The sequence below is a fragment of the Pseudomonas sp. MSSRFD41 genome, assembly GCF_014230245.1.
GTDB lineage: Bacteria > Pseudomonadota > Gammaproteobacteria > Pseudomonadales > Pseudomonadaceae > Aquipseudomonas > Aquipseudomonas piscis.
In genome coordinates this window covers 93,597-117,032 of the sequence record NZ_JACKZK010000008.1, presented here as the reverse complement: position 1 = coordinate 117,032, position 23,436 = coordinate 93,597, and the positions used below count along the sequence as shown (strand labels likewise).

Below are 23,436 nucleotides of genomic sequence, written 5' to 3'. Positions count from 1 at the left end.
GATCGGCCTCCAAAGCGCTATCGGGGATTACACGCCGCCTGCGGTGAGTTTCTCCGGGTCCAGCAGGATCTCCAGTTGGCTGCGCGACAAATCGGTGTGCTCAAGTGCCACATCGATCACCGGACGCCCCTGTTTGTAGGCGGTCTTGGCGATCTGCGCGGCCTTCTGGTAACCGATGATCGGATTGAGGGCGGTCACCAGGATCGGGTTGCGCGAGAGCGCTTCCTTGAGCTTCGCTTCATTGACCTTGAAGCTGGCGATAGCCTTGTCTGCCAGCAGGCGGCTGGAGTTGGCCAGCAACTCGATACTGCCCAGCAGGTTCTGGGCAATGATCGGCAGCATCACGTTGAGCTCGAAGTTGCCCGACTGCCCGGCCACGGTAATGGCGCTGTCGTTGCCGATCACCTGGGCCGCCACCATCGCCGTCGCCTCCGGAATCACCGGATTGACCTTGCCAGGCATAATCGACGAACCAGGTTGCAAGCCCTCCAGCTCGATTTCCCCCAACCCGGCCAGTGGTCCCGAGTTCATCCAGCGCAAGTCGTTGGCGATCTTCATCAGCGAAACCGCCGTTGCCTTCAGTTGCCCGGAGACGGTTACCGCGGTGTCCTGGGAGCCGATCAGGGCGAACAGGTTCTTGCCCGGGGTGAACTGCACCTGGGTCAGCTCGCTCAACTGCCGGCTGAAACGCGCGGCGAACTCCGGATGCGCGTTGATCCCCGTACCTACGGCGGTGCCGCCCTGGGCCAGGGCCTGCAGGCTCGGCAATAAATCCTGCAGATGCGCGATGTTGGCCTTGAGCTGCTGCGCCCACCCCTCCAGCACCTGGCTCATGCGTACCGGCATGGCATCCATCAGGTGGGTGCGGCCGGTCTTGACGAACGAGTGCACCTCCAACGCCTTGCGCTCAATGACCTCGACCAGGTGCACCAAGGCCGGCAACAGTTGCTCGTGCAAGGTCAGGGCGGCACTGACATGGATGGTGGTGGGAATGATGTCGTTGCTGCTCTGGCCACAGTTCACATGGTCATTGGGGTTGACCCCCTCGCCCAGCAACCGGCTGGCCAGGGTCGCCAGCACTTCGTTGGCATTCATGTTGGAACTGGTACCGGAACCGGTCTGGAACACATCCACCGGGAAGTGCTGCATGAAGTCACCTTCCAGCAGCCCCTGGGCGGCATCGACGATGGCCTTGCCCTGGGACTGGCTGATCTGGCCCAGCTCGACGTTGGCCCTGGCCGCCGCGGCCTTGGCCAGGATCAGCGCCCGGATGAAAGCCCGCGGCATGCGCTGCCCGCTGATAGGAAAGTTATGCACCGCACGCTGGGTCTGCGCGCCATACAACGCCTGCTCCGGAACCTGCAACTCGCCCATGCTGTCGCGTTCGATACGGGTATTACTCATCGGGAAATCCTTGCACCAGTTCAATCAGGGGAATGGAAGGCAACAGCGAACAGGTCGCCAGTCGCCAGGCATGGCTTTGCCAGCGCTTGAGCCGGCACTTGCACAACGACAACCGCTCCATATCGCGCAGAGGTCGCCACGCCTGGTCCAGGCACAAGCTGCGTCAGTGCCAGGGCAACGCGGTATCGGTCGCGGTATCGATCAACAAGCGGAAGGAGGTTTCGGCAACGGTCCAGGCGGATGTGGCCGTGCAACAGGCCAGGTATCGCCCCTCGGCCAGGTAATGCTCGATCAGACGGGGTTCGTCCGGGTCCAGTGCGCAACGGATCTGGCGGCTCATCCAGCGCCAGCTTTCAAGGTAAGGCTGCTCGTGCAAGGCAGAACTCATGACCTGGGCTCATTGAATAATGGTTTTCATTATTAAATGATATTGAGAATCAAATCAATCTAGCTGTACAAATTTTATCCAGAGCTTGTAGCCGTCTCAACCCTCACTGCCGAGGGAGGAATCTGTCCATCGCAGCCATGCTTGACGAAAACCCGAAAGGCAAAATTTGCTGCAAATGTGCGCAAGGTCGCCCCCCGGCCATTTCGTGGCCCCACATCCGAGATTAAGCGATCTCGACAAGTGATAATTGGAACTCAAATTAAAATCTGCAAACACATATCAAAGTATTTAACTCCCGCACGAACAATTACTTTTTCCAATAACACGAACAGTCCGCCCAGATCGGCAAATACTGCAGCTCCCTACCTACTGAAAACTTAATTGCAAAAGTTTAACATCCTAAACTTCACGAACACCTGGCACACTCAAACTCAACAATATTGGCTGCTCGACATCCGGTTCGAGAACCCTCGCCTAGAAATTAAAAAATAAATGGCCTCGGCATAAGGCTTATGCTTGAGAACTGCCTGATTCACCTCAGTCGTGAAACGCCCACAAGTTCAGCCAAAATCAGCAATGACTAGTAGCACCGCGAAACTCAACGCGCAAACACATAACTATCACAACGCAAGACTTAATTGGTATCAGTAGCTCTGATGGTGCCTGAGGAAAAATCCCACTCAAGGCAGAATACTTGTCCTATATCGTCCGAACAGTAAATTCTCGATCCTTCACCGCACCCAATGCGCCAGCCCCCTTCAACTAATAAGACCCCAACTCAACCCTACCCCAATGATTCGAAATAAATGCCACTAGGACTAACACAAGAGAGGTCAATTTCTAGACACATAAAACGACAGTACTCACTACCCCTAAACAATTTTTAATTCTTCGAGAATAAAATGAAAAAACTCATTATCACCAAGCTTTCCGCTACAGCCGTCATCGCTCTCATGTCCCAGGCAGCACTCGCTGCCGATGGGACGATCAACTTCTTTGGAGAAATCGTCGATACCCCTTGTTCGATCTCTCCCAACAGCCAAGTCTTGACTGTTCCGCTAGGCAAGGTTTCACGTGCGACCCTGGATGGCGGTGCTGGCAAGAAAGCCACACCAGCACGCTTCAGCATCGAGCTACTGAATTGTGGCGCAAGCGCCAAAGGGGCGACATTGACCTTTAACGGCACCACCGATACGACCGTATCGGACAACCTGCGCATCGGCGCGAATGAAATGTCAGGCGGATCAGCCACCGGTGTAGCGATAGAACTCGGTGACTCCGCTGGTACCAAAATCCCGGTAGGTTCCGAATCGGCCCAATACACCCTGGTCCAGGGTGACAACCCCCTGAAGTTCCAAGCGGTCTATGTTTCCACTGCCGACAAAGTAACAGCCGGTACAGGTAACGCGACTGCTCAGTTCACAGTGAACTACAAGTAATACTGAATTCGCCCAGTTGTCTCGCAGACGGCTGGGCGATTTTTGTGCGCATTAATAAGTACATACTTTCGCCAGACCGCCTTTAACAAGTTCACATATAGGAACCCAGGAGTTTTAACTCCTGCGATGAAGCGTGTTTGGCGGCCAGCAATTATCGGGATAGATTCATGCTGAAGAAGAATGGCTTGAGATTGGCCAATAAACTTTTATTCGGTGCCGGCTTAGTAGTTTTTGCAGCAGCACCTGTTTTCGCGAGTGTGACCCTTGGTGGTACACGAGTGATTCTAGGCGAGCAGGATCGAGAAGCATCCATTCCGGTAAAGAACGCTGGTCGAGCCCCCTATGTGATACAGGCATGGGTCGATGCCGGCGAGGGAAAGACCAAGACTCCGTTCGTGGTCACCCCTCCGTTGTCGCGCCTGGATCCAGGAATGGAGAACATTCTACGCATCATGCGAATCTCCAATAATCTGCCAACCGATAGAGAGTCCGTATTCTGGTTGAACGTCAAGGAGATTCCAGAAAAAGCAAAGGAAGACAACGTTCTTCAAATTGCAATGCGCACACGCATCAAGTTGTTCTATCGGCCATCAGACCTGGAAGGCAAGCCTGCAGAATCACGTCATAAATTGAAGTGGGCAGTCATACCAGGGAAGAACAACGCAAACTCAGTGTTGAAGATAGAAAACCCAACACCCTACCACGTCACATTTACCAGCTTGAAGATCAATCAGGGCCAACAGGAAATCAACGCGCAGATGGTTCCTCCCAAGGGAGAATCCATTTATTCATTGAATGCAGTACAGATACAAAAAAGTATCGATGTCAGATTCACCACAATCAATGACTACGGTGGGGAGACACTAGAAGAACGGGCGACAGTACCCGTTGCAGTCAATCCGATCGTCTTACCTATCGAGCCGGTCACAACGCTGACCGTTAAGCAATGATGGCTCGCAGGGTCATGACAGTGACCTCTTCTTTCAACCCTACTTCCGCACGCGCAGTGGGATTACCGCTGTGTGCCTTCGTATTCGCGATGGCCAGTCAAGGTGCATTCGGCAAGAGTCAGGCGGGTACTGTATTCAACGAGCAATTCCTCAGCATCGGTGGCGACCAGCCAAGTGCCGACCTGTCGGTGTTCTCGTTTGGCAACCGCGTTTTGCCGGGTATCTACAGGGTGGACGCGGTGCTCAACGACAGTAGCATCGGACAAAACGAAGTGCGCTTCATCAAGCAGGAGGACGATGCACAGGACGCTAAACCTTGCTTGACGCGTCCCCTGCTCGAGGGCTGGGGCGTAAATATGACCGCTTTCCCGGCAATGGCGACCACGCCGGCCGATACCTGTATTGATCTGGGCAAAGCGATCGCACAAGCCACTGTAAGTTACGACGCCGGCAACCAGCGTCTTTTCCTGGGCATCCCGCAGGCGGCACTCAAGCGCTCCGCACGTGGCGCCATCAGCCCGGATCGCTGGGACAAGGGCATCAACGCAGCCATGCTCGACTATCAACTCAGCTTCTCGCGCTACGACGGTAATAACCTGCGCGGGAATACCGCCAGCCCTGTGCAGCAGAACGTTTTCGATAGCACGACTGCGCCCAACAGATTGGAGCGTGATACCTACTTCGGTGGTTTTCGCGGCGGTTTCAATATCGATGACTGGCGCTTCCGGCATTTCTCGACCTACAACCGCAGCATGGATGGGCAAGGTCGCTGGCAGGCCATCAATACCTACTTGCAGCGCGATATTGCATCGATTCGCGGCCAGTTGGTCATTGGCGACGGCAATACGCCGGGTAACTTCTTCGATAGCGTGCAGTTTCGCGGCGTACAACTGAGTTCCGATGACGCGATGCTCCCGGACAGCCAACAAGGATACGCACCCACCATCCGAGGCGTGGCACAAACCAACGCGCGGGTAGAAGTACGCCAGAACGGCTACCTCATCTACAGCACCTATGTCGCCCCCGGACCTTTCGTACTGGACGACCTCTACCCTACTTCGTCGAGTGGAGATCTCGAAGTCATCATCACTGAATCGGACGGGCGCGAAACGCGTTATGCACAAGCGTTTTCCGCCGTGCCAACGCTGCTGCGCGAAGGCTCCTGGCGCTACAGCGCCACAGCTGGCCAGTATCGTAGTGGCTATGGCTCATCGCGAGGCAAGGAACGCCCGACGCTGGTGCAGGGCACTCTCGCGCGCGGCCTGGCACAGGATTTCTCGATTTACGGTGGGACCATCCTCGCGGATAAATATCAATCCGCATTGTCCGGGGTAGGCAAGAACCTGCGCAGTTTCGGCGCGCTCTCGTTCGACATCTCCCATGCCCGCACCACTGACCGAGATGATCAAACGTTCAACGGCCAGTCGTTGCGTTTTCTGTACGCCAAGACGTTCGAGAAGACCAATACCAACTTCCGCGTTGCCGGCTATCGATACTCCACCAGTGATTACCGGACGCTCCAGGAAGCGGTTCAGATGCAGGATGTGCTGGATGGGCGACTCTTCAACAACCGTCGCAACGAATTGCGTTTTGAACTGGCGCAATCGCTGGGCAAATGGGGAACGCTTCACACCTCGGCTCGCCAGCAGAGCTATTGGAACAGCAACTCCAGGGATCGCCTGGTCCAGGTCGGTTACTCCGGTTCCTACCAGAAGCTGAGCTTCAACCTGTTCTATAACCACAGCACCCACCTGGACGCTGCCTCCAATCGCCAGCTCATGCTGACGCTGTCCCTTCCACTGGGCGATACACGTTCCAGCGCGCAGTACATGGTGATGAAGGACAACAACGACCAGCTTGTCCAGCAGGCGAGCGTGTACGGTTCGGCCCTCGACGACAACCGCCTGACCTACAACGTGACGGGCGACGATTCGAACCAATCGGGCACCAGCAGTAGCGCGAACATGAGCTACCTGTCGTCCATTGGCCGGCTTGACCTTGGACGCTCGCAAGGCCGTGGCTACGGCCAGACCACCATAGGCATGGCCGGAGGCGTGCTGGTACATGGCGAGGGACTGACTCTTTCCCAGCCCCTGGGTGAAACCATCGCACTGGCCCAGGCCCCCAAGGCCAATGACGTCGGCTTCGAGATCCGCCCTGGCGTGCGTACCGACAAATCCGGTGACGCCGTGATTCCCAACCTGAGTCCATACCGAGTCAACCGCCTGGCGCTGCTGACCGGCGATTTGGGCGACGAGGTAGAAGTCAAGAATGCGGCCCTGGACGTCGTACCGACCCGAGGCGCCGTGGTGAAGGCCAAGTTCGCCACATCGGTCGGCTACCGCCTGATGATGACACTGACAAACAAGGACGGCTCGCCGTTGCCATTCGGTTCCAAGATCGAGAATGAACTCGGGCAGGAAGTTGGCATTGTCGGTCCAGACGGACAGGCCTTCGTGACCGGTGCAAGTGAAAAAGGCAACCTGCGGGTGATGTGGAGTCGAAATGAGAAAGATCAGTGCACGATACCTTACCAATTTACCAAGAATGAAAGCCCAAGACCGATTCGCGAACTAAGCGGACAATGCCATTGACTCTTTCTCCAAACTCAATACTTAAACCCTCCAAGCATTAGCATCATTCAATGCAATAAAATTCATATAACATCAAGGCATCCCACATGAGCAGTTTGATCGCCAAATATTCAAAGATACTGTGCATTGGACTTTTCGTATTCGGCGTATCCGCTGGGTCCAACGCGGCTTGTTATGCACTACCGCAATGGACTCTGAAAACAGCAATGCTGGATATTGGAAAATTAAATATCCCACTAACTTCAAAAGTAGGAGATATTCTGTACACAAAAACAGTCAAACCATTTATCCCCGAGCAAATGACTTATATCTGCAAAGACGGCGGCGGCATACTTTCATTTCGAATAACCAAAGACTATGGACTAGCTCCAGGCTTTCAAAACGTCTACACCACGGATGTTCCTGGAGTAGGTGTACGCTTTACTTTGATATCGCCTACTGAAAGAGAATATATAATTCCTTTTACCACTAATAGGGGCGAAGCCAGCTTGTGGTTTAATTCAAAGGAAGGCCTTAATATTAAAATAATAAAAATCGCAGAAAAAACCGGCTCCGGTACATTAGCAGGAGGTATATATGCTGAATATTCCGGAGATGGAGACAACAAAGCTCTCGCTCGAATAATGTTGGCAGGCGGGGAAGCCTCCGTCATCACTACTCCCCCATGCGTTGTTTCGAATGAGTCAAAATTTGTTCAAGTACCATTAGGGAAAATCTCCCTGTCAATGTTCAATGGGGTAAACAGCACAGCAGTAGGGTCCAACTTCAAAATTCGCCTGAACTGTAATGTCAGTGCAAACACTACGATAAACACTGTTTACTTAAAATTCGATGCCAACAAAAAAGACCCGAATGGCAGGGATGGCGTCATCTTGCTCGATGACAGCCAGACCAGCGCAAAGGGCGTGGGCATTCAGATTACAGACAGCCAGCAAACTCCAATAAAGTTCGGACAAGATACTTTCGTTGGTCCAGCCCTGAATACATATGATCTTAACTACACGGCAAGGTATATCCAGACACTTAACACCATTACACCTGGGCAGGCAAACGGCACGGCCTTCTTTACTATCGAATACAAGTGATCAGAACGATTCACTCCAGACACCCCCGACACTTCACCCGGTCCGCGCGAGCATACTGGTCTCAAAGAAACACACAGAAAATCAAATGGGTGAAACCATCGCACTGGCCCAGGCCCCCAAGGCCAATGACGTCGGCTTCGAGATCCGCCCTGGCGTGCGTACCGACAAATCCGGTGACGCCGTGATTCCCAACCTGAGTCCATACCGAGTCAACCGCCTGGCGCTGCTGACCGGCGATTTGGGCGACGAGGTAGAAGTCAAGAATGCGGCCCTGGACGTCGTACCGACCCGAGGCGCCGTGGTGAAGGCCAAGTTCGCCACATCGGTCGGCTACCGCCTGATGATGACACTGACAAACAAGGACGGCTCGCCGTTGCCATTCGGTTCCAAGATCGAGAATGAACTCGGGCAGGAAGTTGGCATTGTCGGTCCAGACGGACAGGCCTTCGTGACCGGTGCAAGTGAAAAAGGCAACCTGCGGGTGATGTGGAGTCGAAATGAGAAAGATCAGTGCACGATACCTTACCAATTTACCAAGAATGAAAGCCCAAGACCGATTCGCGAACTAAGCGGACAATGCCATTGACTCTTTTTCCAAACTTAAAACTCAACCCTCGAGCATTAATATTATTCAATACAGTAAATTTATATAACATCAAGGCATCTCAAATGAGCAGCTTAATCACCAAATATTCAAAAATACTGTGCATTGGACTTTTCGCATTCGGCGCATCTTCAGGGGCCTACGCGGCTTGTCGCGCACCAGAAAAATGGACTCAGGTAACAGCAATGCTGGATATTGGAAAATTAAATATCCCACTGGAGTCAAAAGTCGGAGATATTCTGTACAAAAAATCCGTCAAGCCACTTATTCCCCCGCTAATTCCCCACATCTGCAAAAACGGTGGCAGTGTTTCATTTCGAATAACCAAAGACTCTGGACTAGCTCCAGGCTTTCAGAAAGTTTATACAACGGATGTTCCTGGAGTAGGTGTACGCTTTTCTTGGGGAAGAACTATAATCCCATATAGCGGTTTTTATAGCGAAGGTAGCTGGTCTATTCCAGCAGCGGACATGTTTACTATTGAGATAATAAAAATCGCAGATAAAACCGGCTCCGGTCCATTAGCAGGAGGTATATATGCTGAGTATTCCGGAGATGGAGACAACAAAGCTCTCATTCGTCTAATGTTGGCAGGCGGGGACGCCTCTGTCATCACTACTTCCCCGTGTATTGTTTCGAATGAATCAAAATTCGTTCAAGTTCCATTAGGAAAGATCCCCCTATCAACGTTCAGGGGAGTGAATAGCACCACAGCAGGATCCAACTTCAAAATTCGCCTGGACTGTAATGTCAGCGCAAAAAGCACGATAAACACTGTTTACTTAAAATTCGACGCCAACAAAAAAGACCCGAATGGCAGGGATGGCGTCATCTTGCTCGATGACAGCCAGACCAGCGCAAAGGGCGTGGGCATTCAGATTACAGACAGCCAGCAAACTCCAATAAAGTTCGGACAAGATACTTTCGTTGGTCCAGCCCTGAATACATATGATCTTAACTACACGGCAAGGTATATCCAGACACTTAACACCATTACACCTGGGCAGGCAAACGGCACGGCCTTCTTTACTATCGAATACAAGTGATCAGAACGATTCACTCCAGACACCCCCGACACTTCACCCGGTCCGCGCGAGCATACTGGTCTCAAAGAAACGTACAGAAAATCAAATGTAAGGGCCGCTCGCCAACAACAATGAGCAGCCTCAACCACGCTAAGGCGAACTTGGAGTAGCCCTGAGAATTTGTGCGTGAAAGTCATGCAATAAAAAACGCCACCTGCAAAGGTGGCGTTTGTTTATCGAAGCTTGCCGCAATCAACTACCGGCAACGGTCATGCGTTCGATCAGTACCGAGCCGGTGCGGATGTTGCTGCGCAGCTCCAGGTCGTTACCCACGGCGACGATCTGCTTGAACATATCCCGCAGGTTGCCGGCAATGGTCACTTCCTGCACCGGGAACTGAATCTCACCGTTCTCTACCCAGAACCCGGCGGCGCCCCGGGAGTAATCCCCAGTGACCATGTTCAAGCCCTGCCCCATCAGCTCGGTGACCAGCAGCCCACGCCCCATGCGTCGCAGCAAGGCGGCCTGGTCTTCATCGCCATGGGTGACGAACAGGTTATGCACGCCCCCGGCGTTGGCGGTGCTTGGCATGCCCAGCTTGCGTCCCGAATAAGTGCCCAATACGTAGGACACCAACTCGCCATCCTTGACGAAGGGCTTGGCGTAGGTGGCCAGGCCATCGCCATCGAAGGCCGAGCTGCCCATGGCGCGCAGCAGGTGCGGACGCTCGTCGATGGTCAACCATTGCGGGAACAGCTGCTGGCCCAGGGCGCCCTCGAGGAACGACGACTTGCGATACAGGTTGCCGCCGGAAATCGCCCCCAGGAAGCTGCCGAACAAGCCGCCAGCCAGCTCGGCGGAAAACAGCACAGGGACTTCGCAGGTAGGCACCGGACGGGCGCCCAGGCGGCTGGCGGCACGTTGGGCCGCACGCTGGCCGATGCTCACCGGATCCGCCAACAGTTGGCCCTGGCGATTGACGTCATACCAGTAGTCGCGCTGCATCTGGCCATCGGCCTCGGCGATCATCACGCAACTCAGGCTGTGGCGGGTGGATGCGTAGCCACCGATAAAGCCGTGGCTGTTGCCATATACCCGGCAGCCCTGGTGAGTGTTCAGCGTGGTGCCGTCGGCATTCTTGATTCGCGCATCCGCGGCAAAGGCCGCCGCCTCACAGGCCAGGGCTTGCTCGATGGCCTGCTCGGGAGTGATGTCCCAGGCATGGAACAGATCGAAATCCCGCACCTCGCGAGCCATCAGGGACGCATCGGCCAGGCCCGAGGCTTCGTCCTCGGAAGTATGCCTGGCAATCGCCAGGGCCGCGGCCACGGTTTCACGGATGGCGTCCGGGCCACTGGCGGAGGTGCTGGCCGAGCCCTTGCGCTGGCCCACATAGAGGGTGATGCCAAAGCCCTGGTCGCGGTTGAACTCCACGGTCTCCACTTCCCGCTGGCGCACCGAAGTCGACAGGCCCTGTTCCAGGGAGACCGCCACTTCACAGGCGCTAGCTCCCTGGCGTCGCGCTTCGGCGATGATCTGCTCGACCTGCTCCTGCAATGCCGGCAAAGCCTGCGGGCCGACGCTTTGTGCTGCACTCATGGTGTTCTCCACTCAAATTCTGCTTTCGATTAAGGCCGGCGAGCGACCGGGCCGGACAAGCGGCCCTCGACTGGTTATCATGGCGGCGTTTCTTTGCGGACTGCCACCATGGTTGATTCTTACGACGACTCCCTCGATGGGGAGAAAAGCAAATCCCAGGTCAAACGCGAGCTGCATGCTCTGGTTGATCTCGGCGAGCGCCTTACCACTCTCAAGCCCGATCTGCAGGCCAAACTGCCATTGACCGACGCCCTGCGTCGGGCCCTGGCGGAAGCCCCCAAGCATGTCGCCCATATCGCCCGTAAACGCCACCTGCAATTCATCGGCAAGCTGATGCGGGACCAGGACATCGACGCCATCTTGCAGTTGCTCGATCAACTCGATGCCTCCACCCGGCAATACAACGAACGCTTCCATAACCTGGAACGTTGGCGCGACCGCTTGATCGCCGGCGGCGACGACGTGCTGGACAAGTTCGTCAGCGAATACCCCGAAGCCGATCGCCAGCAACTACGCTCGCTGATCCGCCAGGCCCAGCACGAGGTGGCCCATAACAAGCCCCCTGCCACCAGCCGCAAGATCTTCAAGTACATCCGCGACGTCGACGAGACCCAGCGCGGCCTGCGCTGAGCCTTGTTCCGGCTGGGCCGCCCAGGCAGCCCAGCCGTCCCTTGCCCAATCACGCCCCTGTGCCGCCCACCGTGATCGCATCGATCTTCAGGGTCGGCTGGCCGACGCCTACCGGTACGGACTGCCCGTCCTTGCCGCAGGTGCCGACGCCACTGTCCAGGGACAGGTCGTTGCCCACCATCGATACCCGGCTCATGGCCTCCGGGCCGTTGCCGATCAGGGTCGCGCCCTTGACCGGCGCGGTGATCTTGCCGTCCTCGATCAGGTACGCCTCGCTGGTGGAGAACACGAACTTGCCGCTGGTGATATCCACCTGGCCGCCGCCGAGGTTGGCGCAGTAGATGCCCTTCTTCACCGAGGCGATGATGTCCGCCGGGTCGCTTTCGCCGCCCAGCATGTAGGTGTTGGTCATGCGCGGCATGGGCAAATGGGCATAAGACTCTCGACGACCGTTGCCGGTGCGGGCCACGCCCATCAGGCGCGCATTGAGCTTGTCCTGCATATAACCCTTGAGCACGCCGTTCTCGATCAAGGTGGTGCACTGGGTGGGAGTGCCCTCATCGTCCACGCTCAGCGAACCACGACGCCCGGCCAGGGTGCCGTCGTCAACGATGGTGCAGAGCTTGGAGGCGACCATCTCGCCGATGCGGCCACTGTAGGCCGAACTGCCCTTGCGGTTGAAGTCGCCTTCCAGGCCGTGGCCCACGGCTTCGTGCAACAGCACCCCGGACCAACCGGAGCCCAGTACCACGGGCAAGGTGCCGGCTGGAGCCGGAATCGCTTCCAGGTTGACCAGCGCCTGGCGCAGCGCCTCGCGGGCGTAACCCATGGCCCGGTCCTCGCTGAGGAAATAACGGTAGTCGGTACGCCCGCCACCACCATGGCCACCACGCTCGCGCCGGCCGTTCTGCTCGACGATGACGCTGACGTTGAAGCGCACCAGCGGCCGTACGTCCGCCGCCAGGCCGCCATCGGTGGAGGCCACCAGGATCCGTTCCCAGACCCCGGCCATGCTCACGCTGACCTGCTGGATGCGTGGGTCCAGGGCCCGGGTCGCGGCGTCCACGCGCTTGAGCAGCTCGACCTTCTCGGCACGGCTGATGACCTCCAGCGGATTGTCCGGGGCATACAACTGCGCCACGTCCTGGGTAGAGAACGCCTGTACCTTGCCGTTCTGTCCGGCCCGGGAAATCGAACGCGCCGCGCGAGCGGCCTGGCCGAGGGCCTCCAGGGTGATCGCATTGCTATAGGCGAAACCGGTCTTCTCGCCGGACTGCGCGCGCACCCCGACACCCTGGTCGAGGTTGAAGCTGCCTTCCTTGACGATCCCGTCCTCCAGCGACCAGGACTCGGAAATCTGCCCCTGGAAGTACAGGTCGGCAGCATCGATGCCCGGACCTGCCAGGTCGCCCAGCACGCCTTGCAGGCTTTCGATGGTCACGCCGCCAGGGGCTAGGAGATGTTCACTGACTGAGGACAACAACCCGCTCATATGCTTTGGCCTTAAATTCGTCGTACTTATGCAAGCCGTTGAACGCCTTGCGAGAAAATGCGCCGGTGGCTGAACACCGGCATCCGCGCCCGGATGGACGCCTGTTCGCTGCTGTCACGCTCGGCCAGCAGCACGCCTTCGCCCTGGTCCTGCTCGGCCAGCACCCGCCCCCAGGGGTCGACGATCGCCGCATGCCCGTAGGTCTCGCGGGGACCGGGGTGCACTCCGCCCTGGGCCGCCGCCAGCAGGTAGCACTGGGTCTCGATGGCCCGGGCACGAATCAATACTTCCCAGTGGGCGGCCCCGGTCACGGCGGTAAAGGCCGAGGGCGCGGTGATCAGCTCTGCCCCGGCAGCGCGCAATTCGCTGTAGAGCTCGGGAAAACGCAGGTCGTAGCAGACCGTCAACCCCAGGCGCCCCACCGGCGTATCCGCCACCACCACCCGGTTCCCATGAGCATAGTCATCGGATTCGCGATAGCGCCCGCGATTGTCCGCCACGTCGACATCGAACAGGTGCAGCTTGTCGTAGCGCGCCACCACTTGCCCCTGGTCATCCACCAGTAGCGAGCAGGCATTGGACTTGGCCTCGGGCTGATCCTGGGGTGGCAACGGCAAGGTGCCGGCGACTATCCATAACCTGAGGTCGCGGGCGGCCTGTTTCAACCAGGGCAGGATCGGACCTTCGCCCAGGGCTTCGGCGCGCCCGATGGCGGCCATGTCCCGGCGGCCCATGGCGGCGAAGTTTTCCGGCAGCACCGCCAGCTTCGCCCCACCGGCAGCGGCTCGCTCCAACAGGCCGCGGGCCTGTGCCAGGTTGGCCAGCACAGCGCTCTGGCTGACCATTTGAATCACCGCAAGAGACATGGCGAACTCCATATTGGGTAGAGCGCCATGCTACTCCATGGACGCCAGCCGAGAATGCTCAAAACGGCTTGTCGAAGGTGATCTTCGGCTCTTTCCACGGCCCCTTGACGTTGTACTTGACGCTGGCGAAGCGCGCTACGCGGTCGCCGATCAGCTTGTCGATCAGGAACAACGCCCCGCCCACCGCCGGGGCCCCGACGATCAGGGCAGCGATCGGCAGGTTGTTGGTCACCGGCAGGGTCACCAGCAGCTTGGCGTCCACCCGGTCGGCCACCATGTCCAGGGTGCCGTTGAGCTCCAGGTTGCTCGATGGGCCGGTGAGCGCGATGGGTTCCCGGGTGACGTACACCCCATTGCTGGCCGCCAGCACGCCCCGCACCCGGTCGTAGCTCAGGCCCTTGCCGAACAGGTCGGAGAAGTCCAGGCGCAGGCGCCGGCCAATGGAGTTGAAATTCAGCAGGCCGAACACCCGCAGGGCCTGGGCACCGCCTTCGACCTCGACGAACTGCCCCTTGCTCAGGGTCGCATCGAGGCTGCCGGAAAAGCGCTTCAAGCCAACCCAGGCCGGCGAGCCAGGCCAACGGCCATCGACGTCCAGGTGAAAGTCCTCGCTGGTGACCGTAGGGGCAAAGCCCCAGCCCTTGAGCACATCAGCCAGGTTCCTGCCGCCGATGCGCCCCCGGTACCAACTGCTGCTGGCACCGGCCTGCCCCTCCCAGCCGCCCTCGCCTTCGAGCAACATGCCCTTGAGCCCGAGGTTCAAGCTATTGAACGACATGCCCGTGGGCGTGGGCCGGACCTTGAGCGCCCAGCGGCCAATCAGGTCCGGGCCCTGGAACAGCTGGGCAATGGAGATGTCCAGCGGCGGCACGTTCTTGGGGTCCACCGAAGCCAGGGGATCAGGAGCGTTTTCATCGGCCTGGACCGTCGGGTCGACAGCCGGCAGGCGGATGTACTGCATGTCGATGGCCATGGGCGCCGCCTTGGCGTCGGGAATACCGACATTGCCCTTGGCCTGCTGGCTATCGATCTGCAGCTCCCAGGCGCCGGGCTTGCGAGTCAGTAACAAGTTGACCTGGTCCAGGGTGCTGCCGAAGGCCGTGAGCTTGCCGACCTTGAAGTCCGCACTGCTGAGCAATTGCTTGGCACTGCCTCCAGGATCTTGCCCGGCATAGCGGTCGGCCAGGGCCTTCCAGGGTTCGACATCCAGCTCCGACAACACGCCTCGCACCCGCAGGCCCTTGACCGTCGGCAACTGGGCATCGCTGCCACCGAGGAACAACTCCCCCCGGCCTTCGGCGAACTTGCCAGTGGGCGCGGCGAAGGTGAAACCCGCCAGGTCGCCGTAACTGAACCAGTAGCGACGCTCGGCCCCTTGCAAGGTCATGCGAAACACGCTGTTGCGCCCGGTATTGGCGGACATGCCGAATGGCGCCGGCAGGTCCACCACGGCGCCCTTGAGGCTGGAGCTGACCATCAGCTGGCTGTCGGCGCCATCGAGGTTCAACTGCAACTGGAACGGCAATTCGCCAGACACCGGCAATGGCTGGCTGACCTGCAACCAGTCGGTAAGCTTCTTGACCGCCACCTGTCCCTTGGCCACCACCCGGGTAGTGAGCTTGCCGGCGCGGCCATCGGCGAAGATCTGCGCCGTCAGCGGCCGCTCGAAAGCCTGGGCACTGATCCCATCGCCACTCAAGCCCTTGGCGCTGTCGAAGCGGAAGTCGCCCTTGAGCTGAGTCAGCTCCAGCGGTGGCTCGCTGAGCTTGAGACGGGCCTTGTCGGTCTTGAAGTCCACCACGATCTTCGGCTCTTCGCCCTTGGCCAGGGGGATATCCAGGTCCACCTTGCCTTGCAGGTCGCCCTCGCCTTGCCAACCCGCGAAGGTCGAGGCGGTGCCGATCGGCGCCTCCTGGAGGATCTTCAGGCCATCGCCCAGGCCACCGGCAAAGTCGCCGTCGATGTACATGTGCGAGCTTTGCCCGTCCGGCGCATGGGGGATGTTGACGAACACATCGCGCACCTTGGTATCGAGCAACTGGCCCTTGCTGGCGACGATACGCACCCGGCTGCCTTCGATGAACACATCGCCGTTGACCTTGGTCAGGTGCGGCCAGCCCGGCTGGAAGGCCAATTCGGCATCATGCACCTTGAAGAACAGGCTGATGCTGCGCGCGGCCTCGATGGCGTCGTGGTTCAGCGAGCCCTGGTACTGGAAGAACCCCTGGTCCACCGCGCCCTTGAGGATCGCCGTGCGCAGCCATTCATCCACCGCCGGGTTGAGCACCTGGGGCAGGTACTTGGCGGTATAGCGCCCATCGCCGTCCACCAGGCCGACCCGCAGGTCCATGTAGTCTTCCTGGGCATGATCGAAGTGCAGGCGGATCAGGAAGTCGCCGGCGATCTTGCCTTCCTCGCCCAGCACCTTCAGATAGGGGGCGATCAGGGTGAAACCTTCCTGGTCGAGCTTCCAGGTCAACGTCGCGTTGGCCTGGATGTACTGCCAGGGCTTGGCGAAGATCGGGTACAGGTGCAAGGAGAAGTCCTTGCTGTCCATGCGCAGCTCGCCCTTGCCCAGGTTGCCGCTGATGCTGCCACTGACGTTACGTGCCGCGGGAGCGCCGTGGTAGGCATCGAAACCGACACGATCGAGGTTGGCGGCGAAACTCAGGCGCTCGTCGCCGGTGGCCTGGGGTCGGTAGTCCAGCAACACATTGCGCAGCCCGCCAGTGACCTTGAGGTGGTCGACAGCCGTGGCCACGCCCTCGGGCAAGGGGGCCAGCGCATCGAGGATCGGGGTGATGGGCGCCAGGTCCAGGCGGTCGGCTTGCAGGTGCCAGAGTTCTTCGTTCTGCCCGCTGGCGTTGCGCTGCTGCAATTGCAGGCGCGATTCCCAACGGGTCTGCCCCAGGTTCAAGGCCAGGGAGTCCAGTTGCACTTGCAGGCCCTGGGCGTTGCGCTGCAGGTTGGCGTTGAGCGCCAGGTTCTTCAGGGTCACCGGGGTGCGCGCGGCGTAGGCTCCGGTCAGTTGCGGTGCATTGAGGCGCAGCGCCGCGCTTTGCACGGTGCCCTGGCCCCAGCTGAGCCACAGTTCGCCACCGGCCTTGAGCTGCGAGAACTTCCATTGCTGGGTCAGGCGCGGTGGCAGCCAGCGGGCCCAGTCGCTTTGCGGCAGGCTCAGATACAGCTCGGCCTGGGCATCGCGCCAGGCCTCGGCGCGGATCCGCGTGCGCAGGCTCAAGGCCAGGGGCTGGCCGTCCGGCAGGTTCAGACGCAAGTCCAGGCGTTGCCGGCTAGGTCCGGTGCGCAAGTTGAGGCCGACATACGACAGGGCGAGCGGCTGGTGATCGCGGGGCAGCAAGGTGACCTGGCTGTCCAGCACCGAGAGTTCCGCCAGTTGCTGCAAGCGCGACAACAGTTGTGCCGGCTCCATGGGCTGGTCTTGCTGCACCGGCAGGCCTTCGAGCTGCCACTGGCCGTCCGCGCCTTCCTTGAAGCTCAGGCTCAGGCCGCTGAGCTCCAGATGACCGATCCGCAAGTCACGGGCCAAGAGGCTGCCGAGCATGTCCGGGGCGACGCTGACCCGATCCAGGCGCAGGGCATTGGCACCCTCGCCCACCATCACGTCATGGGCCACAAGGATCGGCGACAGGCCGCTCCAGCGCCCCTCCAGGCTGCCGATATGCACGGGCAGGCCGACGGCGTCCTGGACCTTGGCCTCGACCTCGGCCTGGTATTCGGCTACCAAGGGCGTCAGCTCCCGACCCAGGCTGACGTACAGGGCAGTCGCCACCAGCGCCAGCGCACAGAGGCCCAGCCCCCAGCGGATCAGTGTGGTGAACAAGCGGATCAGCCGCTCCATGTCAGTTGGCTCCCATGGCAAATGTCATGCAAAAAGCTGAAGCCAGCCGTTTCCAATCATGTAGAACACGCGGAATCAGAGCAGCACCACGTCGTATTGTTCCTGGGAATACATGGTTTCGACCTGGAACCGGATGGTGCGGCCAATGAAACCTTCCAGCTCCGCGACATTGCCCGACTCTTCATCGAGCAGGCGGTCGACCACCTTCTGGTTGGCCAGTACCCGATAACCTTCGGCCTGGTAGGCCCGGGCCTCGCGGAGGATTTCGCGGAATATCTCGTAACAGACGGTTTCCGGGGTTTTCAACTTACCCCGTCCCTGGCAGCTGTTGCAGGGCTCGCAGAGCACCTGCTCGAGGCTTTCCCGGGTACGCTTGCGGGTCATCTGCACCAGGCCCAGTTCGGTGATGCCGATGATGTTGGTCTTGGCGTGATCGCGCTCCAGCTGTTTTTCCAGGGTGCGCAGCACCTGGCGCTGGTGCTCTTCGTCTTCCATGTCGATGAAGTCGATGATGATGATCCCGCCCAGGTTGCGCAGGCGCAGCTGGCGGGCGATGGCCGTCGCCGCCTCCAGGTTGGTCTTGAAGATGGTTTCTTCCAGATTGCGATGGCCGACGAAGGCGCCGGTGTTGACGTCGATGGTGGTCATGGCCTCGGCCGGGTCCACCACCAGGTAGCCGCCGGACTTGAGCGGCACCTTGCGCTCCAGGGCTTTCTGGATTTCGTCCTCGACCCCGTACAGGTCGAAGATCGGCCGCTCGCCCGGGTAGTGCTCCAGGCGGTCGGCGATTTCCGGCATCAGCTCGGCAACGAACTGCGTGGTCTTCTGGAAGGTTTCCCGGGAGTCGATGCGGATCTTCTCGATCTTCGGGCTCACCAGGTCACGCAAGGTACGCAAGGCCAGGCCCAGGTCCTCGTAGATCACGTTGGGCGCGCCGATGGTCTTGATCTGCGCACCGATCTGGTCCCAGAGCCTGCGCAGGTAGCGGATGTCCATCATGATCTCGTCGGCGCCGGCCCCTTCGGCGGCGGTGCGCAGGATGAAGCCGCCGGCCTCCTGGATGCCTTCCTGGGCCACGCAGTCGCTGACCACCTGCTTGAGGCGCTCGCGCTCGGCCTCGTCCTCGATCTTCAGCGAAATGCCGACGTGGGCGGTGCGCGGCATGTACACCAGGTAGCGCGAAGGGATCGACAACTGGGTGGTCAGGCGCGCGCCCTTGGTGCCGATGGGGTCCTTGGTGACCTGTACCACCAGGCTCTGCCCTTCATGGACCAGGGCACTGATGCTCTCCACCGCCGTGCCCTCGCGGGTGGAGATTTCCGAAGCATGGATGAAGGCCGCGCGGTCCAGGCCGATGTCGACGAAAGCCGCCTGCATGCCGGGCAGAACCCGCACCACCTTGCCCTTGTAGATATTGCCGACGATGCCGCGACGCTGGGTACGTTCGACGTGGACCTCCTGCAGCACGCCGTTTTCGACCACCGCCACCCGCGATTCCATCGGTGTGATGTTGATCAGAATCTCTTCACTCATGGCAAGGTCTCGTTCGGACGTGTTCATGGAGGGCCGCATGGGTCGGATGGAATGCCTTAGTGCACTGGAACGTCTTGCCAGCAGGAAATGCCGAAATCACCGAGCAGTTCCGCGGTTTCGCACACCGGCAAGCCGACCACGGCGGAATAGCTGCCATTGAGCCCTGCCACAAACACCGCTGCAAGCCCCTGGATCGCATAACCACCGGCTTTGTCCCGGGGTTCGCCACTGGCCCAGTAGCGCGTCGCTTCCTGTTCGCTGATCGAGCGGAACCGTACCAGGCTGCGGACCACCCGCGCCTGGCTGCGCTGGCCATCGAGCAGGGCGACCGCCGTCAGTACCTCGTGCTCGCGCCCGGAAAGCGCCATGAGCATCCCCAGGGCGTCGGCCTGGTCCCGCGGCTTGCCGAGGATGCGGCCATCGAGCACCACAGCGGTATCGGCGCCCAGGACACAGGCCGTGGAGTCGCGGGCCAGTGCCGCGCGACCGGCCGCCGCCTTGCCACGGGCCAGGCGCTCGACATAGGCGGCGGGGGATTCGGCGGCCAGTGGGGTTTCGTCGATGTCCGCGCCGATGACGGTGAACGGTACGCCGATCTGGGTGAGCAATTCACGCCGGCGCGGTGAGCCGGACGCGAGGTAGAGCGGATTCATCAAGACATCTCCCTGTCGAGGTGCGGGCCAATGCCTGACCGGCTCAGTTGATCTTGAAACGCCGGCGCAAACCGCGCAGGCCGAAGCTGACCCAAGGCCACAACAGGGCGCTGACCAGGGCCGGCAGGACCACCGCCAGGGTCGGCTGGCGGTTGCCGGTCAGGGCACTGAGCCAGAGTTGCACCAGCTGCGCCAGGCCGAAGATCACCAGGATCACCAGGCTCTGCTGCCACATCGGGAAAATCCGCAGGCGCTGCTGCAAGGACAGCACCAGGAAGGTGATCAGGGTCAGGATCAACGCGTTCTGCCCCAGCAACGTGCCATACAGCACATCCATGGCCAGCCCCAGGCACCAGGCAGTGACCATGCCCACCTTGTGCGGCAGGGCCAGGCTCCAGAATGCCAGCAGCAAGGCCAGCCACAGGGGCCGCAGGATCTCCATGAACTGCGGCATCGGCGACACGCTGAGCAACATGCCCACCAGGAATGTCAGCCAGACGATCCAGCCGTTATTCGAATAGGTAGTGCCCGCCATTATTCTCTTCCTCCGGTGGTGGCCGGTGCTGCGGCTGGCGGCTTGGCGGCCGCCGGCTTCACCACGGGTTTATGGACCGGCCTGGCCGGAGCATGGGCCGCGGGCTTGGCCGGGGTCGCCGGGGTCGCCGGCGTGGGCGCTGGAGCGCTGGCCGGTGCCGTCGTCGCTGGTGCGGGCTTGGCGACCGTGGCCGGTACAGCGGCGCCACCTTGCTGGTCCTGGGCCTCCTGGGCCTGGACCGCGTCATTGGCGCGCTCTTCGGCGGTACGCGAGTCACTGAATACCAACAGCAGGTAGCGACTGCGGTTCAGCGCCGCCGTGGGCACCGCGCGGACGATGGCGAACGGTTGGCCGGAGTCGTGGATCACTTCCTTGACGGTAGCCACCGGGTAGCCGGCGGGGAACCGCTGACCCAGGCCGGAACTGACCAGCAGGTCGCCTTCCTTGATGTCCGCGGTATCGGCCACATGGCGCAGTTCCAGGCGCTCCGGGTTGCCGGTACCACTGGCGATGGCGCGCAGGCCATTGCGATTGACCTGTACGGGAATGCTATGAGTGGTATCGGTGAGCAGCAGGACGCGCGAGGTATAGGGCATCAACTCCACCACCTGGCCCATCAGGCCACGGGCATCGAGCACCGGCTGGCCAAGGAACACGCCATCGCGCTCACCCTTGTTGATCAGGATGCGATGAGTGAAGGGATTGGGGTCCATGCCGATCAGTTCGGCCACTTCGACCTTTTCGTTGACCAGTGCCGAGGAGTTGAGCAGCTCGCGCAGGCGTACGTTCTGCTCGGTCAGGGCCGCAAGCTTCTGCAGGCGCCCCTGCAGCAACAGGTTCTCGGTCTTGAGTTTTTCGTTTTCGGCGACCAGTTCGGTGCGGCTGCCGAATTGGCTGGCCACGCCTTGCCATAGCCGTTGCGGTAGATCGGTGATCCAGTAGGACTGCATCAGCACCAGCGACATCTGGCTACGCACCGGCTTGAGCAGTGTGAAGCGCGCGTCGACCACCATCAGCGCGATCGACAGCACGACCAGCACGAGGAGGCGCACGCCCAGTGAGGGGCCTTTGGCGAAAAGCGGTTTAATAAGCCGCTCCTCCCAGGCAAATGTTGTGTCTATTCATAAGGCGTCGAACCGGCCTGGATGCAGATTGACAGAAGATAAACGCGACAGGCAGCACTGCAAAGTGCTGCCTGTGAGCGCAACAGCATAGATGCCAGCAGCGAAGTTATTCGCTGGAGAGCAGGTCCATGGTGTGTTTGTCCATCATTTCCAATGCACGGCCACCGCCGCGAGCGACACAGGTCAGCGGGTCTTCGGCGACGATCACCGGCAGGCCGGTTTCCTGGGCCAGCAGCTTGTCCAGGTCACGCAGCAGCGCGCCACCACCGGTCAGCACCAGGCCACGCTCGGCGATATCCGAAGCCAGTTCCGGAGGCGACTGTTCCAGGGCGCTCTTCACTGCCTGAACGATGGCGGCCAGGGACTCTTGCAGAGCCTCCAGCACTTCATTGGAGTTCAGGGTGAAGGCACGCGGCACGCCTTCGGCCAGGTTACGGCCGCGCACGTCGACTTCGCGCACTTCGCCGCCCGGGTAGGCGGTGCCGATTTCCTGCTTGATGCGCTCGGCGGTGGACTCGCCGATCAGGCTGCCGTAGTTGCGACGCACGTAGGTGACGATGGCTTCGTCGAAGCGGTCGCCACCGACACGGACGGACTCGGCATACACCACGCCGTTGAGGGAGATCAGGGCGATCTCGGTGGTACCGCCACCGATATCCACGACCATCGAGCCACGGGCTTCCTCGACCGGCAGGCCGGCACCGATGGCGGCGGACATCGGCTCTTCGATCAGGAACACTTCACGGGCGCCGGCGCCAAGGGCCGACTCACGGATGGCGCGACGCTCAACCTGGGTGGACTTGCATGGAACGCAGATCAGCACCCGAGGGCTGGGCTGCAGGAAGCTGTTTTCATGAACCTTGTTGATGAAGTACTGCAGCATCTTTTCGCAGACGCTGAAATCGGCGATCACGCCGTCCTTCATCGGACGAATGGCAGCAATGTTGCCCGGAGTACGACCGAGCATGCGTTTGGCTTCGGTACCAACCGCCACAACACTTTTCTGATTACCGTGGGTCCGGATGGCTACGACAGAGGGTTCATTCAGGACAATACCGCGCTCGCGCACGTAAATAAGGGTGTTGGCAGTGCCCAGGTCAATGGAAAGATCGCTGGAAAACATGCCACGCAGTTTCTTGAACATGGGAAAGGGACCCTAGGCAACGCGTGGGTAAAAAAGTGCGGCAAACTCTAACAACGACAGGGATTTTGGGCAAGGCGCCAATATGTTAAATTGGCGGCTTTTCTGTGCACCAACCCCCACAATCGCGGCCGTAAGACCGTAGAAATACGGTAGTGTTCCGACAATCTGACACGCGGACGATTTCCGCTTTTGTTTTCCACTGGAGAATCCCATGGCGCTTGAACGCTCCGATGTGGAAAAAATCGCTCATTTGGCCAGCATCAAGCTCAATGAAGGCGATCTTCCACACATCACCTCCGCCCTGAACAGCATTCTGGGGCTGGTGGATGAAATGCAGGCAGTCGATACCGACGGTATCGAGCCGCTGGCCCACCCCCTGGAAGCCAGCCAGCGCCTGCGCGCAGACGTTGTGACCGAGTCCAACCATCGCGAGGCCTACCAGTCCATCGCGCCAGCGGTCGAAAACGGCCTGTACCTGGTTCCGAAAGTCATCGACTAAAGGGAAAGAG

Annotated in this window: 18 protein-coding genes and 1 pseudogene; 8 read left to right on the top strand and 11 right to left on the bottom strand. The window is 59.6% G+C overall.

From position 1 onward, the window contains the following. Positions 1–27: 27 nt before the first annotated feature. Together H7A76_RS14540 and H7A76_RS14535 are read right to left on the bottom strand one after the other, a co-directional pair. A complete protein-coding gene (locus tag H7A76_RS14540; protein ID WP_185699129.1) occupies positions 28–1,404 on the bottom strand; it encodes an aspartate ammonia-lyase in 1,377 nt (458 codons plus the stop codon). Further along, a pseudogene (locus H7A76_RS14535) lies at positions 1,397–1,792 on the bottom strand (FagA protein). Before H7A76_RS14535 ends, H7A76_RS14540 begins: the two are co-directional and overlap by 8 nt. Before the next feature lie 902 nt (positions 1,793–2,694). Between H7A76_RS14535 and H7A76_RS14530 the strand changes: the two are divergent. The 6 genes from H7A76_RS14530 (at position 2,695) to H7A76_RS14505 (ending at position 9,510) form a co-directional block, all read left to right on the top strand. Beyond that, entirely contained in the window at positions 2,695–3,231 is a 537-nt protein-coding gene (locus H7A76_RS14530) for a fimbrial protein (protein WP_185699128.1), read from the top strand. Positions 3,232–3,398: 167 nt separating this feature from the next. Beyond that, positions 3,399–4,181 (top strand): molecular chaperone, encoded by a 783-nt coding sequence (locus H7A76_RS14525; RefSeq protein ID WP_185699127.1) that lies wholly within the window; start codon positions 3,399–3,401, stop codon positions 4,179–4,181. 14 nt (positions 4,182–4,195) lie between these two features. After that, on the top strand, positions 4,196–6,775 hold the full coding sequence (locus H7A76_RS14520; RefSeq protein ID WP_185699126.1) for a fimbria/pilus outer membrane usher protein: 2,580 nt from the start codon (positions 4,196–4,198) through the stop codon (positions 6,773–6,775). 86 nt (positions 6,776–6,861) lie between these two features. Continuing rightward, the gene (locus H7A76_RS14515) at positions 6,862–7,860 is read left to right on the top strand and encodes a fimbrial protein (protein WP_185699125.1); all 999 of its coding nucleotides are present in this window, start codon (positions 6,862–6,864) and stop codon (positions 7,858–7,860) included. Between the two features lie 85 nt (positions 7,861–7,945). Beyond that, positions 7,946–8,446, top strand: coding sequence for a FimD/PapC C-terminal domain-containing protein (locus H7A76_RS14510; RefSeq protein WP_221775231.1), 501 nt, complete (start codon positions 7,946–7,948; stop codon positions 8,444–8,446). An 83-nt stretch (positions 8,447–8,529) separates the two neighbouring features. Then, entirely contained in the window at positions 8,530–9,510 is a 981-nt protein-coding gene (locus H7A76_RS14505) for a fimbrial protein (RefSeq protein ID WP_185699123.1), read from the top strand. A gap of 231 nt (positions 9,511–9,741) precedes the next feature. Here H7A76_RS14505 and pmbA read toward each other — a convergent pair whose 3' ends face one another. Then, positions 9,742–11,088: a metalloprotease PmbA gene (gene pmbA / locus H7A76_RS14500; RefSeq protein WP_185699122.1), complete on the bottom strand. Its 1,347-nt coding sequence runs from the start codon at positions 11,086–11,088 to the stop codon at positions 9,742–9,744. Positions 11,089–11,196: 108 nt separating this feature from the next. On the opposite strand from pmbA, the gene yjgA reads away from it, so the two are divergent. Further along, positions 11,197–11,718 carry a ribosome biogenesis factor YjgA gene (gene yjgA / locus H7A76_RS14495; protein ID WP_185699121.1) on the top strand — a complete coding sequence of 174 codons (522 nt, stop codon included), beginning with the start codon at positions 11,197–11,199 and terminating at the stop codon, positions 11,716–11,718. A gap of 49 nt (positions 11,719–11,767) precedes the next feature. On the opposite strand, the gene tldD is transcribed toward yjgA, so the two are convergent. The 8 genes from tldD to mreB all read right to left on the bottom strand — a co-directional run bounded on the left by tldD (position 11,768) and on the right by mreB (position 22,927). After that, positions 11,768–13,210: a metalloprotease TldD gene (gene tldD / locus H7A76_RS14490; RefSeq protein WP_185699120.1), complete on the bottom strand. Its 1,443-nt coding sequence runs from the start codon at positions 13,208–13,210 to the stop codon at positions 11,768–11,770. Between the two features lie 26 nt (positions 13,211–13,236). Then, positions 13,237–14,076, bottom strand: coding sequence for a carbon-nitrogen hydrolase family protein (locus H7A76_RS14485; RefSeq protein WP_185699119.1), 840 nt, complete (start codon positions 14,074–14,076; stop codon positions 13,237–13,239). Positions 14,077–14,134: 58 nt separating this feature from the next. Then, complete coding sequence (locus tag H7A76_RS14480) at positions 14,135–17,938, bottom strand: YhdP family protein (RefSeq protein WP_185699118.1); 3,804 nt, start codon at positions 17,936–17,938, stop codon at positions 14,135–14,137. Positions 17,939–18,013: 75 nt separating this feature from the next. After that, the gene (rng, locus tag H7A76_RS14475) at positions 18,014–19,471 is read right to left on the bottom strand and encodes a ribonuclease G (RefSeq protein ID WP_185699117.1); all 1,458 of its coding nucleotides are present in this window, start codon (positions 19,469–19,471) and stop codon (positions 18,014–18,016) included. A 56-nt stretch (positions 19,472–19,527) separates the two neighbouring features. Next, the gene (locus tag H7A76_RS14470) at positions 19,528–20,124 is read right to left on the bottom strand and encodes a Maf family protein (protein ID WP_185699116.1); all 597 of its coding nucleotides are present in this window, start codon (positions 20,122–20,124) and stop codon (positions 19,528–19,530) included. Positions 20,125–20,167: 43 nt separating this feature from the next. Then, complete coding sequence (gene mreD / locus H7A76_RS14465; protein WP_022642310.1) at positions 20,168–20,659, bottom strand: rod shape-determining protein MreD; 492 nt, start codon at positions 20,657–20,659, stop codon at positions 20,168–20,170. After that, positions 20,659–21,747 carry a rod shape-determining protein MreC gene (gene mreC / locus H7A76_RS14460; RefSeq protein WP_185699242.1) on the bottom strand — a complete coding sequence of 363 codons (1,089 nt, stop codon included), beginning with the start codon at positions 21,745–21,747 and terminating at the stop codon, positions 20,659–20,661. Before mreC ends, mreD begins: the two co-directional genes overlap by 1 nt. Before the next feature lie 142 nt (positions 21,748–21,889). Continuing rightward, a complete protein-coding gene (gene mreB, locus H7A76_RS14455) occupies positions 21,890–22,927 on the bottom strand; it encodes a rod shape-determining protein MreB (protein ID WP_022642308.1) in 1,038 nt (345 codons plus the stop codon). Between the two features lie 211 nt (positions 22,928–23,138). Between mreB and gatC the strand changes: the two genes are divergently transcribed. Beyond that, positions 23,139–23,426, top strand: a complete 288-nt coding sequence (gene gatC / locus H7A76_RS14450; protein WP_022642307.1) for an Asp-tRNA(Asn)/Glu-tRNA(Gln) amidotransferase subunit GatC — start codon at positions 23,139–23,141, stop codon at positions 23,424–23,426. Positions 23,427–23,436: the final 10 nt, after the last annotated feature.